Origin of the sequence: Pseudomonas sp. MWU318, from assembly GCF_016756945.1 — a bacterium.
Taxonomy (GTDB): domain Bacteria; phylum Pseudomonadota; class Gammaproteobacteria; order Pseudomonadales; family Pseudomonadaceae; genus Aquipseudomonas; species Aquipseudomonas putida_A.
This window is the reverse complement of record NZ_JAESJL010000001.1, coordinates 840,669-864,514: the sequence shown is the minus strand read 5'-3', so window position 1 is coordinate 864,514 and position 23,846 is coordinate 840,669. Positions and strand designations below refer to the sequence as shown.

The 23,846-nt window shown below is 61.2% G+C and carries 25 protein-coding genes and 1 riboswitch; of the genes, 12 read left to right on the top strand and 13 right to left on the bottom strand.

Annotation, left to right across the window (positions count from 1 at the left end; translation table 11 throughout):
* Window positions 1-71: 71 nt before the first annotated feature.
* Window positions 72-1,004 (bottom strand): AraC family transcriptional regulator, encoded by a 933-nt coding sequence (locus JN524_RS03595; RefSeq protein ID WP_202368502.1) that lies wholly within the window; start codon window positions 1,002-1,004, stop codon window positions 72-74.
* Window positions 1,005-1,210: 206 nt separating this feature from the next.
* On the opposite strand from JN524_RS03595, the gene JN524_RS03590 reads away from it, so the two are divergent.
* Window positions 1,211-2,407, top strand: a complete 1,197-nt coding sequence (locus JN524_RS03590) for an MFS transporter (protein WP_202368501.1) — start codon at window positions 1,211-1,213, stop codon at window positions 2,405-2,407.
* A gap of 30 nt (window positions 2,408-2,437) precedes the next feature.
* Here JN524_RS03590 and JN524_RS03585 read toward each other — a convergent pair whose 3' ends face one another.
* The 4 genes from JN524_RS03585 to JN524_RS03570 all read right to left on the bottom strand — a co-directional run bounded on the left by JN524_RS03585 (window position 2,438) and on the right by JN524_RS03570 (window position 6,384).
* The gene (locus tag JN524_RS03585; protein ID WP_202368580.1) at window positions 2,438-3,436 is read right to left on the bottom strand and encodes an NADP-dependent oxidoreductase; all 999 of its coding nucleotides are present in this window, start codon (window positions 3,434-3,436) and stop codon (window positions 2,438-2,440) included.
* Window positions 3,437-3,503: 67 nt separating this feature from the next.
* A complete protein-coding gene (locus tag JN524_RS03580; RefSeq protein WP_202368500.1) occupies window positions 3,504-4,373 on the bottom strand; it encodes an alpha/beta fold hydrolase in 870 nt (289 codons plus the stop codon).
* Window positions 4,374-4,455: 82 nt separating this feature from the next.
* A complete protein-coding gene (locus JN524_RS03575) occupies window positions 4,456-5,244 on the bottom strand; it encodes an SDR family NAD(P)-dependent oxidoreductase (protein WP_202368499.1) in 789 nt (262 codons plus the stop codon).
* 39 nt (window positions 5,245-5,283) lie between these two features.
* Entirely contained in the window at window positions 5,284-6,384 is a 1,101-nt protein-coding gene (locus JN524_RS03570) for an alkene reductase (RefSeq protein WP_202368498.1), read from the bottom strand.
* Window positions 6,385-6,488: 104 nt separating this feature from the next.
* Here JN524_RS03570 and JN524_RS03565 point away from each other — a divergent pair, with 104 nt between their 5' ends.
* Window positions 6,489-7,115, top strand: a complete 627-nt coding sequence (locus JN524_RS03565) for a TetR/AcrR family transcriptional regulator (protein ID WP_237402923.1) — start codon at window positions 6,489-6,491, stop codon at window positions 7,113-7,115.
* Between the two features lie 101 nt (window positions 7,116-7,216).
* Here JN524_RS03565 and JN524_RS03560 read toward each other — a convergent pair whose 3' ends face one another.
* The 3 genes from JN524_RS03560 to JN524_RS03550 form a co-directional block, all read right to left on the bottom strand.
* The gene (locus JN524_RS03560; protein WP_202368497.1) at window positions 7,217-7,573 is read right to left on the bottom strand and encodes a hypothetical protein; all 357 of its coding nucleotides are present in this window, start codon (window positions 7,571-7,573) and stop codon (window positions 7,217-7,219) included.
* Window positions 7,574-7,803: 230 nt separating this feature from the next.
* Complete coding sequence (gene yghU, locus JN524_RS03555; RefSeq protein ID WP_202368496.1) at window positions 7,804-8,643, bottom strand: glutathione-dependent disulfide-bond oxidoreductase; 840 nt, start codon at window positions 8,641-8,643, stop codon at window positions 7,804-7,806.
* 73 nt (window positions 8,644-8,716) lie between these two features.
* Window positions 8,717-9,337 carry a LysE family translocator gene (locus tag JN524_RS03550; RefSeq protein ID WP_202368495.1) on the bottom strand — a complete coding sequence of 207 codons (621 nt, stop codon included), beginning with the start codon at window positions 9,335-9,337 and terminating at the stop codon, window positions 8,717-8,719.
* A gap of 187 nt (window positions 9,338-9,524) precedes the next feature.
* On the opposite strand from JN524_RS03550, the gene JN524_RS03545 reads away from it, so the two are divergent.
* Window positions 9,525-10,418, top strand: coding sequence for a LysR substrate-binding domain-containing protein (locus JN524_RS03545; protein WP_202368494.1), 894 nt, complete (start codon window positions 9,525-9,527; stop codon window positions 10,416-10,418).
* Between the two features lie 21 nt (window positions 10,419-10,439).
* Here JN524_RS03545 and JN524_RS03540 read toward each other — a convergent pair whose 3' ends face one another.
* Window positions 10,440-11,369: a LysR family transcriptional regulator gene (locus JN524_RS03540; protein ID WP_202368493.1), complete on the bottom strand. Its 930-nt coding sequence runs from the start codon at window positions 11,367-11,369 to the stop codon at window positions 10,440-10,442.
* Between the two features lie 126 nt (window positions 11,370-11,495).
* Here JN524_RS03540 and JN524_RS03535 point away from each other — a divergent pair, with 126 nt between their 5' ends.
* The 4 genes from JN524_RS03535 (at window position 11,496) to JN524_RS03520 (ending at window position 15,037) form a co-directional block, all read left to right on the top strand.
* Entirely contained in the window at window positions 11,496-11,771 is a 276-nt protein-coding gene (locus JN524_RS03535; protein ID WP_202368492.1) for a DUF2798 domain-containing protein, read from the top strand.
* A gap of 222 nt (window positions 11,772-11,993) precedes the next feature.
* Window positions 11,994-13,781, top strand: coding sequence for a thiamine pyrophosphate-requiring protein (locus tag JN524_RS03530; RefSeq protein WP_202368491.1), 1,788 nt, complete (start codon window positions 11,994-11,996; stop codon window positions 13,779-13,781).
* A gap of 111 nt (window positions 13,782-13,892) precedes the next feature.
* Window positions 13,893-14,324 carry a DNA methylase gene (locus tag JN524_RS03525; protein ID WP_202368490.1) on the top strand — a complete coding sequence of 144 codons (432 nt, stop codon included), beginning with the start codon at window positions 13,893-13,895 and terminating at the stop codon, window positions 14,322-14,324.
* Complete coding sequence (locus JN524_RS03520) at window positions 14,324-15,037, top strand: DUF72 domain-containing protein (protein ID WP_202368489.1); 714 nt, start codon at window positions 14,324-14,326, stop codon at window positions 15,035-15,037. Before JN524_RS03525 ends, JN524_RS03520 begins: the two co-directional genes overlap by 1 nt.
* Before the next feature lies 1 nt (window position 15,038).
* On the opposite strand, the gene mntP is transcribed toward JN524_RS03520, so the two are convergent.
* From mntP to JN524_RS03505, 3 genes are all read right to left on the bottom strand, one after another.
* Window positions 15,039-15,602 carry a manganese efflux pump MntP gene (gene mntP, locus JN524_RS03515; protein WP_202368488.1) on the bottom strand — a complete coding sequence of 188 codons (564 nt, stop codon included), beginning with the start codon at window positions 15,600-15,602 and terminating at the stop codon, window positions 15,039-15,041.
* Window positions 15,603-15,610: 8 nt separating this feature from the next.
* A riboswitch (yybP-ykoY riboswitch) is annotated at window positions 15,611-15,782 on the bottom strand.
* 119 nt (window positions 15,783-15,901) lie between these two features.
* Entirely contained in the window at window positions 15,902-17,278 is a 1,377-nt protein-coding gene (locus tag JN524_RS03510; protein WP_202368487.1) for an ATP-binding protein, read from the bottom strand.
* Window positions 17,275-17,937, bottom strand: a complete 663-nt coding sequence (locus tag JN524_RS03505) for a response regulator (protein WP_202368486.1) — start codon at window positions 17,935-17,937, stop codon at window positions 17,275-17,277. Before JN524_RS03505 ends, JN524_RS03510 begins: the two co-directional genes overlap by 4 nt.
* Window positions 17,938-18,107: 170 nt before the next feature.
* On the opposite strand from JN524_RS03505, the gene JN524_RS03500 reads away from it, so the two are divergent.
* From JN524_RS03500 to JN524_RS03480, 5 genes are read left to right on the top strand one after another with little or no spacing between them, the layout of a single operon-like run.
* Entirely contained in the window at window positions 18,108-18,374 is a 267-nt protein-coding gene (locus tag JN524_RS03500; RefSeq protein WP_007960465.1) for a PepSY domain-containing protein, read from the top strand.
* Entirely contained in the window at window positions 18,374-18,919 is a 546-nt protein-coding gene (locus tag JN524_RS03495; RefSeq protein WP_202368485.1) for a cytochrome b/b6 domain-containing protein, read from the top strand. Before JN524_RS03500 ends, JN524_RS03495 begins: the two co-directional genes overlap by 1 nt.
* Window positions 18,920-18,970: 51 nt before the next feature.
* Complete coding sequence (locus tag JN524_RS03490; protein WP_202368484.1) at window positions 18,971-20,266, top strand: sialidase family protein; 1,296 nt, start codon at window positions 18,971-18,973, stop codon at window positions 20,264-20,266.
* Entirely contained in the window at window positions 20,266-20,877 is a 612-nt protein-coding gene (locus JN524_RS03485; RefSeq protein ID WP_202368483.1) for a hypothetical protein, read from the top strand. Before JN524_RS03490 ends, JN524_RS03485 begins: the two co-directional genes overlap by 1 nt.
* A 22-nt stretch (window positions 20,878-20,899) precedes the next feature.
* Complete coding sequence (locus JN524_RS03480) at window positions 20,900-22,927, top strand: LTA synthase family protein (RefSeq protein WP_202368482.1); 2,028 nt, start codon at window positions 20,900-20,902, stop codon at window positions 22,925-22,927.
* A 30-nt stretch (window positions 22,928-22,957) separates the two neighbouring features.
* Here the strand turns inward: JN524_RS03480 and JN524_RS03475 are convergent, their stop codons facing one another.
* Window positions 22,958-23,776 (bottom strand): alpha/beta fold hydrolase, encoded by an 819-nt coding sequence (locus JN524_RS03475; protein ID WP_202368481.1) that lies wholly within the window; start codon window positions 23,774-23,776, stop codon window positions 22,958-22,960.
* Window positions 23,777-23,846: the final 70 nt, after the last annotated feature.

Here is a 23,846-nt window from a genome sequence, read left to right as displayed (position 1 = left end):
ATCGGTTGACGTGCATTTTTATAAGCGGTGAAACGCTGCGTGGCGCCTCACCGGTAAAGCGTGTTCTTTGCTCAACTGGCCGCGTTGCCCAGTGCTTCTGCGGCGAAGGGTTCGCCACGCAGCAGCGCGATGTCACGACTGGGTGCGGTGCCGTACAGGCGTGCGTATTCACGGCTGAACTGCGAGGGACTTTCATAGCCGACCGCAAACGCCGCTCGCGAAACGTCCAGACGCTCCATCAACATCAGCCGGCGCGCCTCGTTCAGTCGCAGCCACTTCTGGTACTGCAGCGGGCTCATACCGGTGAGCTGGCGGAAGTGGTGGTGAAAGGTCGGTGCGCTCATCTGCACCCGCGCCGCCAGCTCATCGATGCGCAGCGCCGCGCTGTAGTTGACCTTGAGCCAGTCGATGGCTTTGGCGATGCGATAACCCTGGCTATCGACGGCCGTGATCTGCCGCAGCCGCGCGCCTTGATCGGTATGGAGCAGCCGATAGTGGATTTCTCGCAGCACCAGTGGCGCCAACACCGGGATCGCCTCAGGCTCGTCGAGCAATGCCAGCAGGCGCTCAAACGCGCCTTCCAGAGCGGAAGACATGTTGCCGATGCCAGCGCCGGTGTTCATCGACGGCTGCCGCTTCGCAGGCAAGCCACCTTTGCTGAGGATCTCGGCGAGCATGCCGACATCCAGTCTCAGCACCAGCCCGACACAGGGCTGTTCGGGGCTGGCGAGCATCACTTCAGAGTTGGCGGGCAGATCCAGCGAGGTGACCAGAAACCGCGAAGGGTCGTAGCTGTAGCCCTCACCGCCGACCCACAAGCGCTTTTCCCCACGGCCCACCAGAATCAGGCTCGGCTCGATCATGCACACGGCCGGTGGCGCCGGCTGATCGCGACGAAACAGCGACAGGCCGGTTATCGACGTGGCGAAGTCACCCGGCACGCTCACGCGCGAGTCAATGTTCAACGCCAGAGGTGATTGGTGGCGCAGCGGGGTAGGGATCATGTCGGGCAACTCCTGTTGAACGAACTCTAATCCGCTGCACAGGCGATTCCTATACACCACCCTGCATCCTCAGAGGATCAGGCAAGCATTCAAGAGGAATGCACTAGGGCAGAGGTGAATCGACCGGGAGAATGTGTCAAACCATTACAGGAGAGCCGCGATTCGACAACGCGATCCTGACGCCTCTCGCAATACAGGTAGTTCCCATGACTTCCCTTTCTACAGAAAAACGCGGCTGGAGTGCGGTGTTGGCCATGTCGTTGGCCGCCTTCGCTTTGGTCGCTTCAGAATTCATGCCGGTCAGCCTGCTGACGCCGATTGCCGCCGAACTGCACATCACCGAGGGCCAGGCCGGGCAGGGGATTTCCGTGTCCGGTGCATTCGCCCTGATGACCAGCCTGGTGATTGCAGCGGTCGCTGCTCGCGTCGAGCGCAAGAAGCTGTTGCTGGGTCTGACCTTGCTGATGATCGTCTCGGGGACGGTGGTCGCATTCGCGCCGGGCTATCCGTCGTTCATGTTCGGGCGGGCCCTGATCGGCATCGCCATTGGCGGTTTCTGGTCGTTGTCGGCGGCAACCGCGATGCGTCTGGTGCCGCCTGATCAAGTATCCCGGGCACTGGCGATCGTCAACGGCGGAAACGCGCTGGCGACGGTAATCGCCGCTCCGGCGGGGAGTTTCCTCGGCGCGTTGATAGGCTGGCGCGGCGCGTTCTTCTGTGTGGTTCCGGTTGCCGCGCTGGCGGCCGTGTGGCTGCTGATCAGTCTGCCGTCCTTCAAGCTTGAGCGTCAGGCCGGTAGCGGCAACGCCCTGCGGCTGATGAAGCAATGGCCGGTCGCCTTGGGAATGGTCGCCGTCAGCGTATTTTTCATGGGGCAGTTCATGCTGTTCACCTACCTGCGGCCCTTTCTGGAGGGGGTCACCGGGGTCAGCGTTGCAACCCTGTCCTTGATGCTGCTGGGGCTGGGGCTTGCCGGTTTTATCGGGACCTTTGTGATCGAAAGATTCCTCGGCACCGGCCTGTACCGCACGCTGACAGTTATCCCGCTGATAATGGCGGTCATTGCACTGGCGCTGGTCAACTTCGGCGCATCGCCGCTGCTGACTGCGGTGCTGCTCGGATTGTGGGGGCTGGTCGCCACGGCGGCCCCCGTGGGCTGGTGGACCTGGCTGGCGCAGACGCTGCCGGAGGATGCCGAGGCCGGCGGAGGCTTGCTCGTGGCCATCGTGCAACTGGCAATCGCCGGAGGGGCCATCGTCGGTGGCCTGGCGTTTGATCTGAGCGGTTATAAAGCCACCTTCGAACTCAGCGCGGCGGTGTTGGTGATTGCGTCGGTGCTCGCCTGGTGCGCCGGTCGCAGTGCGACTGAAGTTCATCTGGTCGAGTCGAACGCGGCCGGCTGACGAGTTCAGCCGGCCGCCGGGGGCACGTTGTCATTTGAGCGTAACGACGACCTTGCCCTTGGCGCGCCCCTGCTCGACGTACTTCAACGCCTCTGCCGTCCAGGCAAACGAGAAGCTGCGGTCAATCACCGGTCGGATGATTGCCTCCTCGACCAGCGTGGCGATTTTTTGCAGTTGTGCACCATTGGCCCGCATGAAGACGAACGTGTAGTTGACCGCCTGCTTGCGCGCCTTGCGCCGGATACCGAAGCTCAACAGGCGCATGACCTGTTGCAATGGCCAGGACAAGCCTTGTTCTTGGGCGAACTGTGCAGTGGGCGGGCCCGAGATGGAAATGAGCTGGCCGCCGGGCTTCAGGACCTTGAGTGATTTTTGCAAAACGTCCGGGCCAAGGCTGTTCAACACCACGTCGTAGTCGTGCAGGGCGCTTTCGAAGTCTTGCTGTTTGTAGTCGATGACCAGATCGGCCCCCAGTGCCTTGACCCATTCGACATTCGCGGTGCTGGTGGTCGTGGCGACGAAGGCGCCGAGGTGTCTGGCCAACTGGATGGCAATGCTGCCAACCCCACCGGATCCCGCGTGAATCAGTACTTTCTGACCCTTTTTCAGTTGTGCGGTTTCGATCAGTACTTGCCACGCCGTCAACGCGACCAAGGGCAGGGATGCGGCTTGCGCCATGCTGGTATTGACGGGTTTTCGGGCGACCGCGTTTTCGTCCACGGCGATCCATTCGGCGAACGTTCCGATCCGCGTTTCCGGCGGGCGAGCGTAGACCTCGTCTCCCGGTTTGAACCGCGTCACCTGTGAGCCAACCTCAACCACGACACCCGCCAGATCATTGCCCAGTATCAGCGGTAATGCACAGGGCAGAATCAGCTTGAACTCGCCACTGCTGATCTTCGAATCCAGCACATTGACGCTGCTGGCGTGTACCTCGATCAAGACATCACGGGCACCCACCACAGGGGCAGGCGCTTCGCCAATGCGCCCGGTGTTCTTTCCATAGCGATCAATCAGAAATGCTTTCATCGTAGTGCGGCTCTTGGCGGTTGTAAGGAGGGTAGCTGGCGCGTTGCGGTGTTGCTGCGCCGTGTCGTCAGGCGTCGAGGAATGCCTGCGCCTTGGCGACAAAATCAACGTAGTGCTGGAAAATCCCGCCGTGCCCGGCATCCTCATAAATCACCAGTTGTGCGTTGGGAATACGCTTGGCCAGCGCCATCGAGTTGACGCTGGGCACCATGATGTCGCTGTCGCCGTTAACGATAAGCGTGGGTATGCGCAAGCGTCCGAGGTCTTGCGGCGGCTGTTGGCCCCACGCGGTGATCGCTTTCAACTGGCGCAGAAAAGCGCTCGGTGTCGGGCCTTTGTCGCGATTGTTTTTGCGTGCTTTCAGGCGTTGCAGATACTGCGCGGCAGATCGACGGCCATTGGCTGACGAGGTGAAGAACAGGTAGACCTTGGGATCGCGCAAGGTCAGCAAGCCTTTGAGGATCAATGGCCACGTCACCGAACCGACCTTGTCGATACCGCTGCCGCCGGCCGGACCGGTACCGGTCAGAATCAAGCGACGCACCCGATCAGGCGCCTTCAGGGCAATGTCCTGGGCAACGAAGCCGCCGAGCGAGAATCCCAGTACATCAACGGTTTCCAAGCCCAGCGCCCGGATCAACTGAATGGCATCGTCTGCCATTTCACCGACAGTCAGTGGCGCGGTTCCACCAGAGCCGCCAATACCGCGATAGTCAGTAGTGATTACGCGTCGGGTTTGTGCCAGTCCATCAATGATCGCGGGATCGAAGTTGTCCAGCACGGCGCCCCAATGGTTGAACAGCACCAGCGGCACGCCGATCGCGGGGCCGATGTCGCGGTAAGCGAAGCGCACGCCGTTGACCACGATCGACTGGTTCGCCGCGTTGCTGAATGGCGTCGACGCGCCAGTGTGGTTATTTGCCAGGATTTGATTCATTTCTGCTCCGGATCGCGGGCCGGATTCGATGCAGTGACTTGCGCCTGCATCGAATCCGCCGCGCGTGCTCGCTACCAGACAATCACTGTGGGTCCAGGTAGCGCTGGGCAACCGCAGACTGACGGATTTGCCCGATCAGGCCCTGACGCGCGCCTTGCAGATCATCCCAGCGTTGCGCTTCGTGCAGCGGCGGGATGGTCACCGGTTCGCGACGATCGAAACCGACCAGAGCGGCATCCACCAGATCGCCCACTTCCATGATGTCGCTCAAGGTGTTGATGTCGATGCCGGAGCGATCCCAGATTTCCGTACGGGTGGCGGCGGGGAGTACGGCTTGCACGTAGACGCCCTGAGGTGACAGTTCCAGGCTCAGTCCCTGGGACAGGAACAGGACGAAGGCCTTGGTCGCACCATAGACGGTCATGCCGAACTCCGGCGCCAGGCCCACCACCGAGCCGATGTTGATGATCGCGCCGTCACCGGCCTTGACCAGACGTGGAGCGATGGCGCTGGCCAGGCGCACCAGCGCGGTGGTGTTGAGGGCGACCAGTTGCGCAACGCTGTCGGTGCTTTGGTCGATGAAGTTACCGGAGAGGGCGGCGCCGGCATTATTGACGAGGATGCCGATACGGGCGTCGTCGCGCAGGCGGCTTTCAACGGTGCTCAGATCAGCGAGTTGTGTCAGGTCCGCCGGGATCACATCGACGGTGACCTCGTGTTCGCTGCGCAAGCGGGCTGCAAGTGCGTCCAGGCGTGCCTGGTCGCGGGCGACCAGTACCAGATCGTGGCCGCGTTGCGCGAAGCGCTCGGCGTAGACCGCGCCAATGCCGGTGGAGGCGCCAGTGATCAGAACAGTAGGGCGAGTGCTCATGGGGGATCTCTCTTTCAGGATGTGAGAAACAGAACGGGCTCAGTTGGCGCTGACGCTTGATTCAGCCAGCGTCGGGTAGTCGATGTAGCCTGCCGCACCGCCGCCATAGAGGGTGGCAGGATCGAACGCGGACAACGGCGCGCCCTGCTTGAGGCGCTCCACCAGATCCGGATTGCCAATGAACGGGCGACCGAAGGCGATCAGGTCGGCCTGGTCTTCGGCGAGCTTCGAGGTCGCCAGGTCCAGGTCATAGCCGTTATTGGCGATGTAGGTATTTTTGAAACGCTGGCGCAGCGCGCCGAAATCGAAGGGCGCCACGTCGCGCGGGCCACCGGTTGCGCCTTCGACCACGTGCAGATAAACCACCCCAAGGACATCGAGTTGCTCGGCGACGTAATCGAATTGCGCCTGCGGATCGCTGCTGGAGACGCCGTTGGCCGGCGACACCGGAGACAGGCGCACACCGGTGCGATTGGCGCCGATTTCATCAACGACGGCCGCCGTCACTTCAAGCAACAGACGCGCCCGGTTTGCAATCGAGCCGCCATACGCATCGGTTCGCAGATTGGCGCTGTCCCTGAGGAATTGATCGAGCAAATAGCCGTTCGCGCCGTGAATTTCCACACCATCAAACCCGGCGGCAATCGCGTTTGCCGCAGCCTGGCGAAAATCCGAGACGATCCCTGGCAGTTCGCTGGTCTCCAGCGCGCGCGGCGCCGAGACATCTTCAAAGCGATTGTTGACGAAGACTTTGGTGGCGGCGCGTAGCGCAGAAGGGGCCACGGGGGCGGCGCCGTTTTCTTGCAGGTCAACGTGCGACACGCGGCCGACATGCCACAGTTGCAGGAAGATTTTTCCGCCCTTGGCATGGACTGCATCGGTCACCTGGCGCCAGCCGTCGATCTGTTCTGGCGTGTAGATTCCCGGGGTGTCCTGATAGCCCTGACCTTGTCGGGAAATCTGCGTGGCTTCACTGATCAGCAAGCCTGCGCTGGCCCGTTGGCTGTAATAAGTGGCTGCGAACTCGCTGGGTACAAAGCCTGCGCCTGCACGGTTGCGAGTCAGCGGTGCGAGGACGACGCGGTTCGACAGCGTCAGGTCGCCAAGTGTGTAAGGGGTGAACAGAGTCTGGTTGCTCATCTGGTATTTCTTCCGTGCCCGTTGGAAAAGTCGCTGTGCCTGCAATTAGGATGATGATCGAAATCTAAACTGTCAACGGTTTTGATTATGACCAGCATCTATGTATGATTGGCGCAAGCATTCCCAATGAATACGAGGTACTGCACGTGCGAGTGACCAAGGCCCAGGCGCAGGCCAATCGAGAACACATCGTCGAGACCGCTTCCGAACTGTTCCGTGAGCGGGGCTTTGACGGCGTCGGTGTGGCGGATCTCATGGCGGCTGCCGGTTTCACCCATGGTGGTTTTTACAAGCATTTCGGCTCCAAGGCCGATCTGATGGCTGAAGCCGCGTCCTGCAGTCTTGCCAAGTCGCTGGCAGGTGCCGAAGCGCTCGACGTACCTGGCTTCATCGATGTGTATGTGACGAGAGAACATCGCGACGGACGTGGTAGCGGTTGCACCATGGCCGCGTTGTGTGGCGATGCAGCGCGTCAATCGGATGAGGTGAAAACGACGTTTGCCGAGGGGATCGAGCGCACCCTGCAGACCCTCGGAGACAAATATCCAACCGGGCCGGACGCCGTGGTGGGCGAGGGGAGAAAGAAAATGATCGACCTGCTGTCGCGGGCTGTCGGCGCGATTGTGCTGTCGCGTGCCTGTCCGGATGATTCCGCCCTGGCCGACGAGATCCTTGAGGTGTGCCGCGCGGAGATGCTGGCTTCGTTGCCGGTTGACGAGGAGACGGTCTGAAGGGACGCTGGATCGTCGTTTCGCTCAACAGCCGGTTGCGCTACATACCAGCGCTTATGAGCAGATGGACCTGAAGCGCAGTCTCAGCGGCAACGCAAAAGTCAGGAGTACCGTTTCAGACGCTCACTCCAGTTGCCACCGTGCGTGCGTTGGCATTCCTCCTCGGAGTCGAAACGCACGTTGCGCTCTGAAGGGAGCAGGTCGATATCGGCCTCCCTCAGCGCAGTGGCCGTCAGCTCAAGCAGGCGTGCCTTGGCATCAGTCAGAGCGAGGTTTTTGTCGGCTTCGGTGTCGAACACCCAAATGACATTCAGGGTCGCCGCCAATGCGTTCAGGTCAGCGGTGTGAGTCAGCCAGGTGAAGCCTTTGATCTCACCTTTTGCGGTTTCACATGCGTCGGTGAGCGTGGCAATCAAGCGCCGCTCGATCCGCGCCAGTTCACGTTTTCCAGGGGGCATTGCAGATCCTTTGACGACAGTGGTGGTGTGGTCTCAATGTAATTGCTGAGGTTCACAAATCCTCATGTCCAACCCGAATTCCCTGTGGGAGCGAGCTTGCTCGCGAAAGCGGTAGGTCTGTTATGTCAGTGTTGACTGACTTGGCGCCTTCGCGAGCAAGCTCGCTCCCACAAAGGTTGCTGTGAACCGGGATGCCCCTGTCCAGCACAAATCTTTGTGGGAATGTGGCGTCAGTCCAGATCGCTGGCCTGATGTCGCTCCGCAACCTGACTGGCCTCGTCACCCCAGGTGCGATTGACGCGCTGGCCACGCTTGACTGCCGGGCGCTCGGCGATTTCTTCTGCCCAGCGTTGTACGTGGGTGTACTCCTGCGCTGCGAGGAATTCGGCCGCCGAATACACGTTATTGCGCACCAGTTGCCCGTACCACGGCCAGACCGCGATGTCGGCAATGGTGTAGCTGTCGCCGGCCAGGTAGCGGCTTTCCTTGAGGCGTCGGTCGAGCACATCGAGCTGACGCTTGGCTTCCATGGTAAAGCGGTTGATCGGGTATTCGAGCTTCTCCGGCGCATACGCGTAGAAGTGCCCGAAGCCGCCGCCCAGATAAGGCGCGGCGCCCATCTGCCAGAACAGCCAGTTCAGGGTTTCCGTGCGGCCGGCGGGATCTTTCGGCAGGAAGGCGCCGAATTTCTCTGCCAGATACAGCAGGATCGAACCGGATTCGAATACCCGAATCGGCGGCTGTACGCTGTGGTCGAGCAGCGCCGGAATCTTCGAGTTCGGATTGATCTCGACAAAACCGCTGGAGAACTGATCGCCCTCGTTGATCCGGATCAGCCACGCGTCGTACTCGGCCTCGGTGTGCCCCAGTGCGAGCAATTCTTCCAGCAGGATGGTCACCTTGACGCCATTGGGCGTCGCCAGTGAATACAACTGCAGCGGGTGTTTGCCCACGGGCAGGGTCTTTTCATGCGTCGGTCCGGCAATCGGGCGGTTGATGCTGGCGAACTGGCCGCCGGACGGCGCTTCGTGTTTCCAGACTTTGGGCGGTACGTAGGGCGCTTTACTCATGAAATGGGCCTCATGGTGAACTTGCCGAGAATGAGCTGACGGGTATCAGACCAGACAGCATAAACGCTCTAGCTCAAGACTGCGCAACCCCCGGAATCATCAAACATGCCGCCAGCCCCATCAGCGCGATCCCGATGGCCTTGTCGAGGAGCCGCTGTTTTTCCAGCAGGCGCCGGCGTAGCCGTTCCGTGGAGAAAAACAGCGCGACCAGGCTGAACCACAGCCAATGAATGACTGACATGAACAGGCCATAGGCGAAGTTCATGGTCAGCGAACTGCTTGGCTCCACCACCTGACTGTACGCCGCTACCACGAACAACATGGTTTTCGGATTCAGTGCATTGGTCAGAAATCCCGAGCAGAACACCTTCCAGGCACGGGGTGCCGAAGCGCTCGCATCGGCAAATGTCAGTACAGATTTATTGGTGAAGGATTTGATGCCCAGATAGACCAGGTAGCCGGCACCCAGCAGTTTCATCATCCAGAACAACATGGGTGACTGAGTGATGATCAGCGCCACCCCGAACACCGTGTAGAACACATGAACCTGCACGCCACAGGCGATGCCCAGCGCAGCCAGCAAACCACTGCGCCGCCCGTAGGCATAACTGTTGCGAGTGACCATGGCAAAGTCCGGGCCGGGGCTGATCACGGCAAGGATGGTGATCGCGATCACCAAAAACAACTCGTTCATTCCTGCTCTCCATGACGATATTTGCGCTACTTTAATTCACAGATGTCGAGCCTCGATCTGTACCAACGACCAACAGTGGTTGATGGGAATCTGCTCTAGCGGCCTCGAGCGGCAACATGATGGAGAAGTGTCTTCGGCAAAAAAAACGATTTATAGTCGCGAAAATCTGTGAGAAATCATCGCCTATATGAACCTTCCTCCATTGGCTGCCTTTCGCTTCTTCAACACCGCCGCCCAGACCCAGAGTTTCGTCAAGGCTGCCGAGCTGCTGCACGTCACCCACGGCGCGGTCAGCCGCCAGGTGCGCTTGCTGGAGGAGGCGATCGGCGTGGAATTGTTCGAGCGGCGCAATCGGGCGATCTTTCTCAACCACGCCGGGCGCTTGCTGTTCAATGTCACCGCGCCGATGTTCGAGCAGTTGGAAAGCGCTGTTTATCGTCTGCAACGCGAAGTCCACGATGACGTACTGGTTGTGTCCTGCGAGCCAACCATCGCCATGAAGTGGTTGATCCCGCGTTTGCCTGACTTCCACAGCGCGCATCCACAGTTGCAGGTGCAATTGCTGACGGCCGGCGGGCCCATCGACTTCGCTCGTTCAGGGGTGGATCTGGCGATCCGGCGCGACGATTTTCATTGGGACGAGACCGTGCACGGCGTGACCATTTGCGAGGAGTGGATCGGCCCGGTCTGCGTGCCGTCCAGTCGTCCTGACGGCGATCATTTGCGCGGCGCCTGCCTGCTGCACAGCAAGACCCGCCCGCAGGCGTGGGACAACTGGGTGCGACTGGTTGGCATGAATGCGTCGGGTGTCAGTCGGGTCGATTACGAGCATTTCTACCTGTGCATTCAGGCTGCGCTGGCCGGGCTGGGCGTCGGTATGGCGTCGTTTCTGATGGTGCAGGACGAACTCAAATCCGGCCAGTTGATCGCGCCGTTCGGCTTCGTTCGCGACGGTTCGAGTTATTGCCTGCTGTCACCGCGACCCTTCGAACAGAGCGCCAATGCCATGCTTTTTCGCGAGTGGATTAGCCAGCAGATGAGTGCGTGCAGCCAATGGCTTGGGGGTGATCTGCAGCCTTGAAAGTGCAAGAGCTGCTGTGGATCAACCAGCTTTCACTGGCCAGCGCCTATTCAAGTGCTCCGTCAAATAATCCATGAAGGCTCTGACCTTCGGCGTCATCGCTGCTCGTTCCTGCACGCATGCATAGATGTCCATCGGTTCGACATGCCCGTGGGTTTCACCCGGAAGATCTTCGAACAGTTGCACCAGTTGACCGCTCTCGAGATAGGGCGCAGCGACGAATTCGGCCAGGCGCGTCACACCTGCGCCGTTGACTGCCATTTGCGCCAGGGCATCGATGTCGTCGCTGATGGCGGTGGCGTTGATCGGGGCGTCGTAGCGCTGACCGTCGCGGATCAGGCCCCAGCGCAGAAAGCGTCCATCCAGTGGATAGCGAAACGCGAGGCAGGCGTGGTGTTGCAGCTCTTGCGGTGATTGCGGCACCCCGGCGCGCGCAAGGTAGGCGGGAGCGGCGCAGAAGATGAACGGCAGGGAAACAATCCGGCGCGCGACGATGCCGTCTTCCAGTTGCGGCTTGATCCGCAGGCTCAGGTCGATGCCGTCCTGGATGTGATTGATCTTGCCGTTGGTGGTCGACAGCTCGACCAGCAGGCGCGGATGCAGCGCGGCAAAACTGGCGAGTAACGGCGCCAGGACGTGGCGGCCGAATGCGCTGGTGGAGGCGATGCTCAAACGCCCTTGCAGTTCGCTTTCATCGCCGACGATCGCACTTTGCGCCGACTCCAGATCAGCCGCAATACGCCGCACCTTTTCGTAATACAACGCGCCGTTTTCAGTCAGCGCCATGCTGCGTGTGGTGCGCTGCAGCAGGCGCACGCCGAGGTGCGTTTCGAGGCGACTGAGGGTCTGGCTGACCGCTGCCGCACTGACGCCCAGGGTCTTGGCGGCGCCGACGATCGAGCCGGCTTCAACCACTTTGATAAAACTGGCAATCGCCGCCAACAGATTCATCCGTGTCCCGCCGCGTGGGTTTGATTCGTAAGTTCTGCTTTATAAAGTACCTGTGGCGTGCCGTCTAGTTGAGGGCAGGGGGCTTTGCTAAGGTGCCGGCTCCCTGTCAATGGATGGAAAAGCCATATGAATCAAAGAACAGATACCGATGCCTTGTATCTCGGTCGACGCAAGCTTTCTGCACGGGCGACACCGTATGTCTTTGCGCTGTACATGGCGACGATCATGGCGTTCCTGATGTCGCTGGTGATCACTGCGGCCAACTCCGGGATTGATAACGACTACCTGAGTAATGCGCTGCACGCCTACAAGCTGGCGATGCCGGTGGCTTTCCTTTGCATCCTCGTGGTGCGGCCGATCGTGATCAAACTGGTGGCGATGACGGTGCATCCGCATTGTTGATGATCCCCGTGTAGGAGCTGCCGAAGGCTGCGATCTTTTGATCTGCAAAAACAACATCAAAAGATCGCAGCCTTCGGCAGCTCCTACAGGGAGCGGTTCGGCAATGCCGTCGGGTAAAAACAATCGAAACTTCGCGCGCGTCCCGACTGTCCAGACCCATGTACCGCCCGGCGGATATCTCGCCGGGCAGGCTTCATGCATCGGTGACAGGCGAGGAACGAGATGACGACGACAGTGGGAGATTTTCTGGTTGAGCGGCTCAGCCAATGGGGCGTCACGCGGATTTTTGGTTATCCGGGGGACGGCATCAATGGCGTGTTCGGTGCGCTCGCCCGAGCCAATGGCAAGATCGAATTCGTTCAGGCCCGGCACGAAGAAATGGCCGCGTTCATGGCATCGGCCCACGCCAAGTTCACGGGCGAGTTGGGCGTGTGCATTGCCACTTCCGGGCCCGGCGCTTCGCACTTGATCACTGGGTTGTACGACGCGCGCATGGATCACCAGCCGGTGCTGGCGATTGTCGGCCAGCAGGCGCGGACGGCGCTCGGCAGTCATTATCAGCAGGAGCTGGACCTGGTCTCGATGTTCAAGGATGTGGCCGGGGCGTTTGTGCAGCAGGCCTCGGCGCCGTCGCAAGTCCGGCATTTGCTTGATCGCGCCGTGCGTACGGCGGTTGGCGAGCGGCGGGTGACGGCGATCATCCTGCCCAATGATTTGCAGGATCTTGAGTATGAGCCACCGGCGCGGGCACACGGCACCGCGCATTCCGGCGTCGGTTACACCAAGCCGAAAGTGCTGCCCTACGAGGCCGATCTGCAACGCGCCGCCGACGTTTTGAACAGTGGCGAAAAAGTCGCGATTCTGGTGGGCGCTGGCGCGTTGCAGGCGACGGATGAAGTGATCGCCATCGCGGAAAAACTCGCTGCTGGCGTCGCCAAGGCGTTGCTTGGCAAGGCAGCTCTGCCGGACGATTTGCCGTGGGTCACCGGCAGCATCGGCCTGCTGGGCACCGAGCCGAGCTACAAGATGATGCACGAGTGCGACACCTTGCTGATGATCGGCTCGGGTTTCCCCTATGCCGAGTTTTTGCCCAAGGAAGGTCAGGCGCGTGGCGTGCAGATCGACCTGCAGCCGGACATGCTCAGCCTGCGTTATCCGATGGAGGTCAATCTGGTCGGCGATTCGGCGGAAACCCTCGCGGCACTGCTGCCGTTGCTCGAACAGAAAACTTCGCACAAGTGGCGCAAGAAAATCGAAGGCTGGCGCAGCACCTGGGAAAAGACCCTGGAAAAGCGCGCGATGTCCAAAGCCGATCCGATCAATCCGCAGCGGGTGGTTTATGAACTGTCACCGCGCCTGCCGGATCAGGCGATCATCACCAGTGACTCGGGTTCCTGTGCCAACTGGTACGCCCGTGACCTGAAAATCCGCCGGGGCATGCAGTGTTCGTTGTCCGGTGGCCTGGCCTCGATGGGCGCTGCCGTGCCGTACGCGATCGCCGCCAAGTTCGCCCACCCCGAGCGCGCGGTGATTGCGCTGGTGGGTGACGGCGCGATGCAGATGAACAACATGGCCGAGCTGATCACCGTCGCCAAATACTGGCGCCAGTGGGACAGTCCGAAGTGGATCTGTGCGGTGTTCAACAACGAGGACCTGAATCAGGTCACCTGGGAGCAGCGGGTGATGGAGGGCGATCCGAAGTTTGAAGCGTCGCAAAGCATTCCCGACGTGCCGTATCACCTGTTCGCCATTTCCATCGGCCTGAAAGGGATTTTCGTCGACCGCGAAGAAGACGTCGGCGCCGCCTGGGAACAGGCGCTGGCCTCGGACGTACCGGTGCTGATCGAGTTCAAGACCGATCCCAACGTGCCGCCGTTGCCGCCGCACATCAAGCTCGAACAGGCAAAAAAATTCGCCACCACTTTGCTCAAGGGTGACCCCGACGAAGCGGGGGTGATTGTGCAAGCCGCCAAGCAGGTGCTGGCCAGCGTCCTGCCCGGCAAAAAATAACCCCATGTAGGAGCTGCCGCAGGCTGCGATCTTTTGACTTTGATTTTTTAAAACAAGATCAAAAGATCGCAGCCTGCGGCAGCTCCTACAGAGGTTCGTGAGAAATATCCAATGAGCAAAACCGTCAGCGCCCAAGATCTGCACATTAGCCTTGATCCGTTAAGCGAGGAGGGGTTGTTCAAATGGCTGCTCGCCAGTTTCCTGATGGGCAAGCGTATTCAGGCCGGCATTGCTGCAGAGGCGTATCGAGTGATTGCCGAGCGGCATCAGCGCGACACGCCGCGCAAACTCGCCAACTGCACGCATCGGCAATTGGTCGGCATGCTCGGTGAGGCGCATTACGTGCGTTACGACGAAACCACGGCCACGCGTCTGCTGGCGCTGGCGGTGCGGCTCAATGATGAGTACGTCGGCAAGGTCGGCAACATCGTCAAGGCCAGCGCCGATCGTGCCGAGTTCGAGCAGCGCTTGATGGCGTTCGATGGGATTGGTCCGAAGACCGTAGAGATTTTCATGCGTGAAGCGGCGAAGGGGCTTTTTTGATGTTCATCGGTTGCGCAGGCTGGAGTCTGGGGCGTGAATATTGGCCAGAGTTTCCGGCCGAGGGCACGCACCTGCAGCGTTATGCGGCGCGGTTCGACTGCGTGGAAATCAACAGCTCGTTCTATCGCCCGCATCGGCGTCAGACCTATGCGCGCTGGGCGGATTCGGTACCGCCGGGCTTTCGTTTTTCGGTGAAGGTGCCGAAGCAGATTACTCATGAATTGCGTCTGCAAAACTGTGAGCAAGCGCTGGATGAGTTTCTCGGGCAGTGCGAAGGCCTGGCTGATCGGCTGGGGTGTTTGCTGGTGCAACTGCCGCCGTCGCTGGCTTTTGAACCGGCAAGTGCAGAGGCGTTTTTCGTGGCGTTGCGTCAACGCTTCGCCGGTGACGTGGTGCTTGAACCACGGCATGAGTCGTGGGTGGTGGCGGCGTCGATGCTGCAAGCGTATCGGATTGCCCAGGTCGTGGTCGATCCGTCGCGGATCAGTACCGACGGTTCGGCGCAGGGCTGGGCGGGTGTGCGCTATTGGCGACTGCATGGCGCGCCACGGATTTATCACAGTGCTTATGAGATGCCTTATCTGCAGCAGCTGGCGCAGGACATGCGGCTCTGCGCTGCTGAAGGCGCCAGCGTCTGGTGCATTTTCGACAACACCGCCAGTGGCGCCGCGCTGGGCAACGCGATGACGCTGGCGGCGCTGATCCGGGGCTGACTCAGGCTGCCAAGTGCTCGTACAAAATGGTCGTGCCGACGATCATCAGCACCATGCCACCGACGATTTCCGCACGCTTGCCGACGACCGCACCGAGCACCCGACCAAGCATCACGCCAATGGTCACCATGGTCATGGTCGCCAAGCCGATGGCCGCTGCCGCCACCCAGATATTCACGTCGACAAACGCCAGGCCGACGCCGACCGCGAGGGCGTCAATGCTGGTGGCGAACGCGGTGACCGCGAGAATCAGGAAAGAGTGCTGACCGGGTTTTTCTTCTTCCTCGTCTTCGTGCTTCAGGCCGTTATAGATCATGTGCAGGCCAAGGATCAGCAGCAGGGTGAAGGCGATCCAGTGGTCCCATTCGGCGACCCAGCGGGTGGCGGCCTGGCCCATCAGCCAGCCGATGATCGGGGTGATGGCTTCGATCACGCCAAAGATCAGGCCGGTGCGCAGGGCTTCGCTCAGACGCGGTTTGTGCAGGCTGGAGCCTTTGCCGATGGCCGCGGCGAACGCGTCCGTGGACATGGCCAGGGCGAGGAATATGAGGGAAACAGGATTCACGGGGGCACACTTCCAGTCGGGCTATGAGTCAACGACACAACCACACGCCCGACATTAGGCATGGATGTGTCGTCGGTCTCACCAACCAAAAGGTGTCCGTACCACGGCGTGTTGCCGAGAATGTTGATACGAACGCTTCCGAGGGACTCGGAAACAGGCTACTCCCCAACGAGGCTGCGGATCTTATGGGGGCAAACATGAAAATTTTGTCAAAAGCATCGAGACGTCAATAACCACAACACTCTGTGGCGAGGGAGCAAGCTCCCTCGCCACAATGCTCGTGCAGGGTTCGGGCGATGTTATTGACTCGAGAGCTCATTGATCCGCAACTGCGCACACAACCCGCCCTGCGGTCGGTTGTACAGCTGCAACGTGCTGCCGATCTTGCTGACGATCATTTGCACGATCGCCAGCCCCAGTCCGGCGCCGTTACTGTGGCCGTGGCTGTAAAAACGCTCGAACAGCCGCGCGTAGTCCAATTCGTTGATCCCGGGCCCGCTGTCCTCGACGCTGATGTACACCGCGCCGCCCGCCTGCGGTTGCACCAGGACTCGCACCTCGCTGCCCGGCGGGGCGAAATTCAGCGCGTTGGTCACCAGATTCTGCAAGGCGATGGCGAGGGCCACCGGGTCGGTGTCGACCGGGCAGTGGTGGTCGCTGTCGAGGATCAGTTCGACGTCTTTTTCCAGGGCCAGCGGTGCCAGTTCGGCGAGTTCTTCGCGCACCAGTTCGGTCAGCTCCACGCTGCGGGTTTCGGGATTGGCCAGGTGCGGTTCGATGCGCGCCATGGTCAACAATTGACTGGCGATACGCGTCGCCCGATCCACCGCGCTGACCAGATACTCCAGTGCCTCTTCGCGTTGTTGCGGGGTCGCCGCCAGTTGCGCGTTTTGCGCGTGGATCCGCAGAATCGCCAGCGGTGTGCGCAGCTCATGGGCAGCGTCGGCGATGAAGCGCCGCTCACGGGCCAGCAGATTGTCGATCTGCTGCAACAGGCGATTGAGCGCGGTTTGCATCGGCTCCAGATCGTGGGGCAGGGGACTGAGGTGCAGCGGTTTCAGGGTTTCGGTGTCACGGCCGCGAATGCTCTGCGCCATGGCGCGCAACGGTTGCAGGCCCCAGCCGATGGTCAGCCAGATCAACGCGGCCAGCAACGGTACGCCGATCAGGCTCGGCCAGACGGTGTGGCCGACGATGCGCTCGATCAGATCCTGGCGGATGTCGTCGCGCTCGCCGACCCAGATCAGCAGCCCTTGTTGCGAATCCTTGAGCAGAAACGCGCACCAGTCGCGGCCATTCTCCATCAGGTCATGCGAGCCGAGAGTGGTGGGCGGCGCCGCAAGCTCCGGCGCTTCGGCCGAGCGCACCAGCAATTGGCCGTCGCTGCGCCAGACCTGAAAGGTCAGACGGGTTTCGTAAGGGTGCGCGGCCTCGCCGTCGCCGACCCGGCTCATGGCTTCATCAAAGGCCTGATAGAGCCGGCTCCAGTCGTTGTCGCCGGGCGCGCGCTGGGCCAGCACGCCTTGCAGCAGGCGTGCGCTTTGTGCCAGTTGGGCATCGTAGACTTCTTCGATTTCATGGTGACTGTCGCGCAGCACCAGCCAACTGATCAGCAGGTCGCCGATCAATACCAGAATCAGCACCGGCACCAGAATCCGCGCGCGTATGGAAATCATGGTTTGAGCTCCACCACATAGCCGACACCGCGCACGGTGCGGATCAATTCGCTCGAGAGTTTTTTGCGCAGGTTGTGGATCAGCACTTCGAGGGTGTTGCTCTCGACCCGATCCTGCCAGCCATACAGCGCTCGCGACAGGCGCTCGCGGGTGACGACCTTGCCCGGGCGGGCCATCAGTTGGTGCAGCAGTTGATACTCCATTGGCGTCACCACCACGTCGGTACCGCGCCAGGTGACCTGCTGCGTGACCGGATCGAGACACACGCCGGCATGTTCAAGTACCGGTTGCGCACGGCCCTGACTGCGGCGCAGCAATGCGCGAATCCGCGCTTTCAGTTCATCGACGTCGAACGGTTTGATCAGGTAGTCGTCGGCGCCGGCATCCAGCCCGGCGATGCGTTCGGCGGTGCCGTCGCGGGCGGTGAGGATCAGCACCGGCAAATCCTGTTGCTCGCCGCGCAAGCGTTGCAGCAGCGCGAGGCCGTCGAGCCGTGGCAGGCCGAGGTCGAGCAGCAGCAAGTCGAAGCTCTCACTGCGCAGGGCGTGCAGGGCGCTGACCCCATCCTGCAACCAGTCGAGGGTGTAGCCTTCGCTGCCGAGGGCAACGCGAATGCCTTGACCGAGGGCGCGATCATCTTCGACCAGCAATAGGCGCATAACGGATTCTCTTGAGGAAACACGGCGGTTGACCGGCGGCATCATGCCGCTGTGCAGCCGGCTGTGGCAGCTGACCCGACGGGAAAGATGTAACGACTCGTTGCCAACTAAGCTTCGACTAAGGTTGCTTTTGCACAGTGAGGCCTTCCTCATCGAGCGAGAGTGTTTCCATGCGCAAACTTCTGCTGTTGTCCCTCATCGTTGCCAGCCCGCTGGCCGTCGCCGGCCCGCAATGCACCACCGCCGAACGCTCGCAATGGCAAGACCAGAAAGCCTTTCAGGAGCAGCTCAAGGCTCAGGGCTACGAGATCAGCAAGTTCAAGGTCACCGACGGCAACTGCTACGAGATCTACGGCTTCGACAAGGACAAGCGCAAGGTCGAGATCTACCACGACCCGGTCAGCGGCAAAGCGGTGAAAACCGAGATCAAGGGCTGATGCCGAGCACGTCCGTGCGCCTGTGGGACCCCGTGGTGCGGCTGTTTCATCTGTCCATCGCGGGCGTCTTCGTCGCCAATTACTTCTTCAATGAAGCCGGAGACGACTGGCATGTCTGGCTCGGCTATTACGCCATGGGCTGGCTGCTGGTGCGGCTGGTATGGGGCTTCGTCGGGCCGCGCAGTGCGCGTTGGGCGGATTTCTGGCCGACGCCGACGCGGCTGATCGCCCATGCGCGCTCGTTGATTGCCGGTCGGCCCGAGCATCGTCTTGGGCATTCGCCGATGGGTGCGCTGGTGATGCTGTTGATGTTGCTGGCGATGTTCATCGCCGGTTTGAGCGGCTGGGCCATGGAAGAGATCGACGCCTTGTGGGGCGCCGATTGGCCGTTGCAGGTGCACGAAACCGCTACCGACATCTTGCTGGTGCTGGTGTGTCTGCACATCGCCGCCGCGCTGTTCGAAAGTTTTCTGCTGCGCGACAACTTGCCGTTGTCGATGCTCACCGGACGCCGACGGCGCTTGCCGGACGATCCGCCGCGCTGACAGGGATGTTTTGCCAATTGCCCTCCATCCTGTTTTTGCCGTGAGTCCACTATGCGTGCGCTTCCCGATCGCTTGAAACTTATCCTCGGCGGACTGGCCGTGAGCCTGGTTTTCTGGGGCGCCTGGCGCAGTCATCCGACCCATGTGCTGGCACCATTTGCCGTGGCCGCGCCGCCCGTCGATGCTTCGCTGCAGGCACCGGAGCCGCTGTACAGCAGTCGCTTCGTCTCCTCGCAATTGAATGATTTCGTGCACTCCTCGTCGGTGACCGCACTGCCGGGCGGCGACCTGATGGCGGTGTGGTTCGCCGGTTCCCGCGAAGGCGCCGCCGACGTGCAGATCCGTACCGCCCGCTATGACGCCGACAGCGCGGAGTGGGGCGCCGAGCAGGTGTTGGCCACTCGCGAATCGACCCGCGACGGCACCCGCCGCTACATCCGCAAACTGGGCAATCCGGTGATCGCCCTCGCGCCGGATCAACGGTTGTGGATGTTTTATGTCTCGGTATCCGTGGGCGGCTGGGCCACCAGTGCGATCAACGTGATGGTCTCGGATGATTTCGGGCGCAACTGGTCGGTGCCGCGACAGCTGATCACCTCACCGTTTTTCAACATCAGTACGCTGGTGCGCGCCGCGCCGGTGTTCCATGCCGACGGCTCGATCGGCCTGCCGGTGTATCACGAGTTCATGGGCAAATTCGCCGAGTACCTGTACCTGAGCGCGGACGGCGCGGTGATCGACAAATTCCGTATCAGCCGTGGCAAGCATTCGTTGCAGCCGACCATTGTGCCGCTGGACGGAAAACGTGCCGTGGCCATGCTGCGTTATGCCGGCGACACCCATCATCGAGTGCTGGCCAGCCGCACCGAGGACGCCGGGCAGACGTGGAGCGAGCCGTATCCGCTGGAGCCGGCCAACCCCAATTCATCGCTCGCGGCAGTCGGCACCGGCGACAACGGTCTGCTGGTGGCGCTGAATGATCTGCAGGACGGGCGCTTCAAGCTCAGCCTCTACGGCACTGATGCCAGCCTGAACAACTGGCGCAATGTGATCGAGCTCGATCAGTCACCCGATCCGCTCGGCCAGCCGTTCGCCCCCGAAGCCTACAAAGCAATCATCGGCGAAGGCTTTCGCGCTTCCAGTGGTGCCCGGCGCTTGCCGCTGGAGCAACGCTTTCTGAGCAATCTGGATTACCGGGTGTGCAAGCCGCAGGGCTGTGATTTCGAGTACGAGTATCCGTACTTCAGTCGCGGCAGCGATGGCCTCTATCACCTGGTGTATTCGTGGAATAACACCTTCATCAAACATGTCAGCTTCAACGAAGCGTGGCTCGAGGAGCGCCTGTGATGCCGATTCTCTGGCAAGCCCATTTGACGTTCATCCTGCTTGGTTTTGTCCTGCTGGGTTCGTTGCAATGCACACAACGCTGGCGTCCGTGGCTGCTGCCACTGCTGGCAGTGGTCAGCTTCGTGCCGGTCAACGAGCTGCCCCTGGCGGCGTATGTGCGCAGTGTCACCGACGATCTGGCGATCACCACGCTGGTGCTGCTCGGCTGGGCCAGTCTGGTCCGACTGGGCGTGGTCGAGCGGCAGACATTGCCGGCACGGGTGCAGGTGCTGGTGCTGTTTACCGTGCTGGCCGCGCTGCTGTACCCGGCGACGATGGGCCTGACGTACTTCGATCCGTATCGCTGGGGCTTCAACCCACGGCCGATGATCGTCTGTATCGGCCTGCTGGCACTGGCGCTGTTGTGGCTGCGCAATACGCTGGCAGTGTCGATGCTTGCGCTGGGCACGCTGGCGTTCGCCTTGCGTCTCAAGGCTTCGGAAAACTATTGGGATTACCTGATCGATCCGCTGCTGCTGGGTTACTGCCTGATCGCCGCTGCAGCGCTGTGCATCCGTGAGGTCTGGCGTCTGCTGCGAGCCGCAACGGCAAGCGCGACATCTTCTATTTGAACCAATGACACTGAGGTCAATGATGGGCTGGTTGCAATCGCGACGCCTGCGCTACGGCGTGGGTGCGGCAGGTTTGGCGTTCTTGTTGTTTGCCGTGCTCAGGCTGGTGTTCGTGCTGGGGTTTTCCGGGATCGCGCCCAGCGAGTTCATCGGTAATCCGGCGCTGCGCGAAACCCTCGGGATCGGTTTGCGCTTCGACCTGCGCCTCGCCGTGTTGCTGATCCTGCCGTTGGCGTTGCTGGCCTGGGTGCCGCGCTGGAACCTCACGCGGTTGCCCTGGTTGCGCTGGGTCGCGCGGATTTACTGGCTGCTGGCGCTCGGCGTTATCGGCCTGCTGTACATCATCGATTTCGGTCATTACGCCTATCTTGGCGTGCGGATCAACGCCACGGTGCTGCGTTATCTGGAAGATGCGCAAATCTCACAACAGATGGTTTGGGAAACCTATCCGGTGCTGTGGATCGCGCTCGGCTGGTTGGCGGTGCTGGGCGTCTGGTTCTACGGACTTTTGAAGCTGGAACGGCTGACACTAGCCCGTGAAGCCAAGGTTATCCGGCGTCCGTCGCTGGCATTCGGCACCGGGCTAAGCGTGGTCGTGGTGCTGCTGGCGCTGCTCGGTCGGGTCGACAATCTCAACCTGGAAAACCCGGTGCCGCTGCGCTGGAGTGATGCGTTCTTTTCCGGTAACGCGCAGATCGCCGCAGTCGGTCTGAACCCGGTGCTGTTCCTGTACGACACGCTGAAAACCGGGCAGGCGCAATTCGATGAGGCGCAGGTGCGCGAGCACTATCCGTTGATTGCCCGCTATCTGGGCGTGGATCGACCGGACCCGCAGAGCCTGACGTTCGAGCGTCAGCAAGGCGTGCAACCGTATCGGCTGCAGGGCACGCCGAACGTGATGTTCATCATGCTCGAATCGCTGGGCACCAGCGCCGTCGGCGCCTACGGCAATCCGTTGAACCCGACGCCAAACCTCGATCAATTGGCGGCCCAAAGCTGGTTCTTCAAACACTTCTATGTGCCAGTCACCGGCACTGCGAAAACCGTGTGGGCGAGCATCACCGGTGTTCCCGACGTGACTCGCCGCGAGACCGCAACGCGCCATCCGCTGATCACCCGCCAGCACACGCTGATCAACGCGTTCACCGATTACCAGAAGCTCTACATGATCGGCGGTAACGCCGGCTGGGCCAACATCAATGCGCTGATCCAACAGAGCATCGACGGCGTGCGCCTGTATCAGGAAAGTGACTGGCGTTCGCCGCTGGTGGACGTGTGGGGCATTTCCGATCTGGATCTGTTCAAGGAGAGCGACCGCATCCTGCGCGACTTGCCGAAGAACCGACCGTTCTTCGCCTACGTGCAAACCTCGGGCAACCATCGGCCATTCACCATCCCCAAGGACAACGACGGCTTCGAAGTCAGCAACCTGTCGCTGGAGCAGGTGCAAGCCGCCGGGTCACGTAGCGTCGAGCAGTACAACGCGGTGCGCCTGCTGGATTTCAATATCGGCAAATTGATGGAATTGGCCAAGGCTGGCGGCTATTACGACAACACGATTTTTGTGTTCTTCGGCGACCACAACACGCGCATCAGCCAGATCCCGCACATGCCGCCGGCGTTCGAGCAACTGGGCCTGGAAAGCAATCATGTGCCGATGTTGATTCACGCCCCGGGGCTGCTGGCGCCGAAGGTCATCGAGGAAGCCGTGGGGCTGGTGGATCTGCTGCCGACGGTGGCCGGGATGGCCGGCGTGCCGTTCAGCAATGGCGCGATGGGCCGCGATGTCCAGCAACCGGCGCCGGAAGGTGAGCGCGTGGTGCCGCTGGTGCTGCGCGAGGGCACGTTTCCGGTGATTGGCGGGGTGACCAAGGATTTCCTCCTGCAGATGCAGCATGACGGCAGCTCGCCGACCCTGCATGACCTGGCGTCGAACACGCCGCTGGACAACGTCGCCGGGCAAAATCCCGAGGAATTCCAGCGCCTGGTGAAACTGACGCGGGGGCTGCACGAGAGCGCGCGGCTGATGCTGTATCGCAACGTGCGCTGACCGGGTGGGTGCCTGATCAGCGCAGCGTTTTTAGCGGTTGAGGAAAGCCAGCAAATCTTCGTTCAGCGCTTCGGTGTGCGTTACGGCAAAACCGTGGGGGGCGCCGGCATAGACTTTCAATTCAGCGCCTTTGATCAGCGCGGCGGCTTGTTTGCCGGTGGTTTCGAACGGCACGATCTGATCGCCGTCACCGTGGATCACCAGGGTCGGCACGTCGATCTTCGCCATGTCTGGACGGAAGTCGGTTTGCGAGAATGCGGTGACGCAATCCACGGTGCCTTTCAGCGAGGCGAGCAGGGCGACGTTCAGGGTTTGCGTGAGCACGCCGTCGGAGACTTTCTGGCCCTGATTGGTGCCGTAGAACGGCGCGGCGAAATCGGCGATGAACTGCGCGCGATCCTTGAGCAGGCCAGCCTTGATTCCGTCGAACACCGCCGTGTCGACGCCTTGCGGATAGTCGGCCTTCTTGCCGAACAGCGGCGTCACCGCGCCCAGCAACACCAGCCCGGCAACGCGCTCGCTGCCGTGGCGGGCGATGTAACGGCTGACGTCGCCGCCACCCATGGAGAAGCCCACCAGCGTGACATCGCGCAGGTCGAGGTGGTTGATCAGTTGCGCGATGTCATCGGCGAAGGTGTCGTAGTCGTAGCCGGTCCATGGTTGATCGGAGCGGCCGAAACCACGGCGGTCGAAGGCAATCGTGCGGTAGCCGCGACTGCTCAGGTATTCCATCTGGTATTCCCACATGTCGGCATCCAGCGGCCAGCCATGGCTGAACAACACAGGTTTGCCGCTGCCCCAGTCCTTGAAATAGATCTGTGTGCCGTCATCGGTAGTGAATGTGCTCATGGAAACTCCTTGCTGTGGGCAATCGTTCGGGAAGGCCGGATGCCGCAATGGCCGCCCATCACTATCGGCG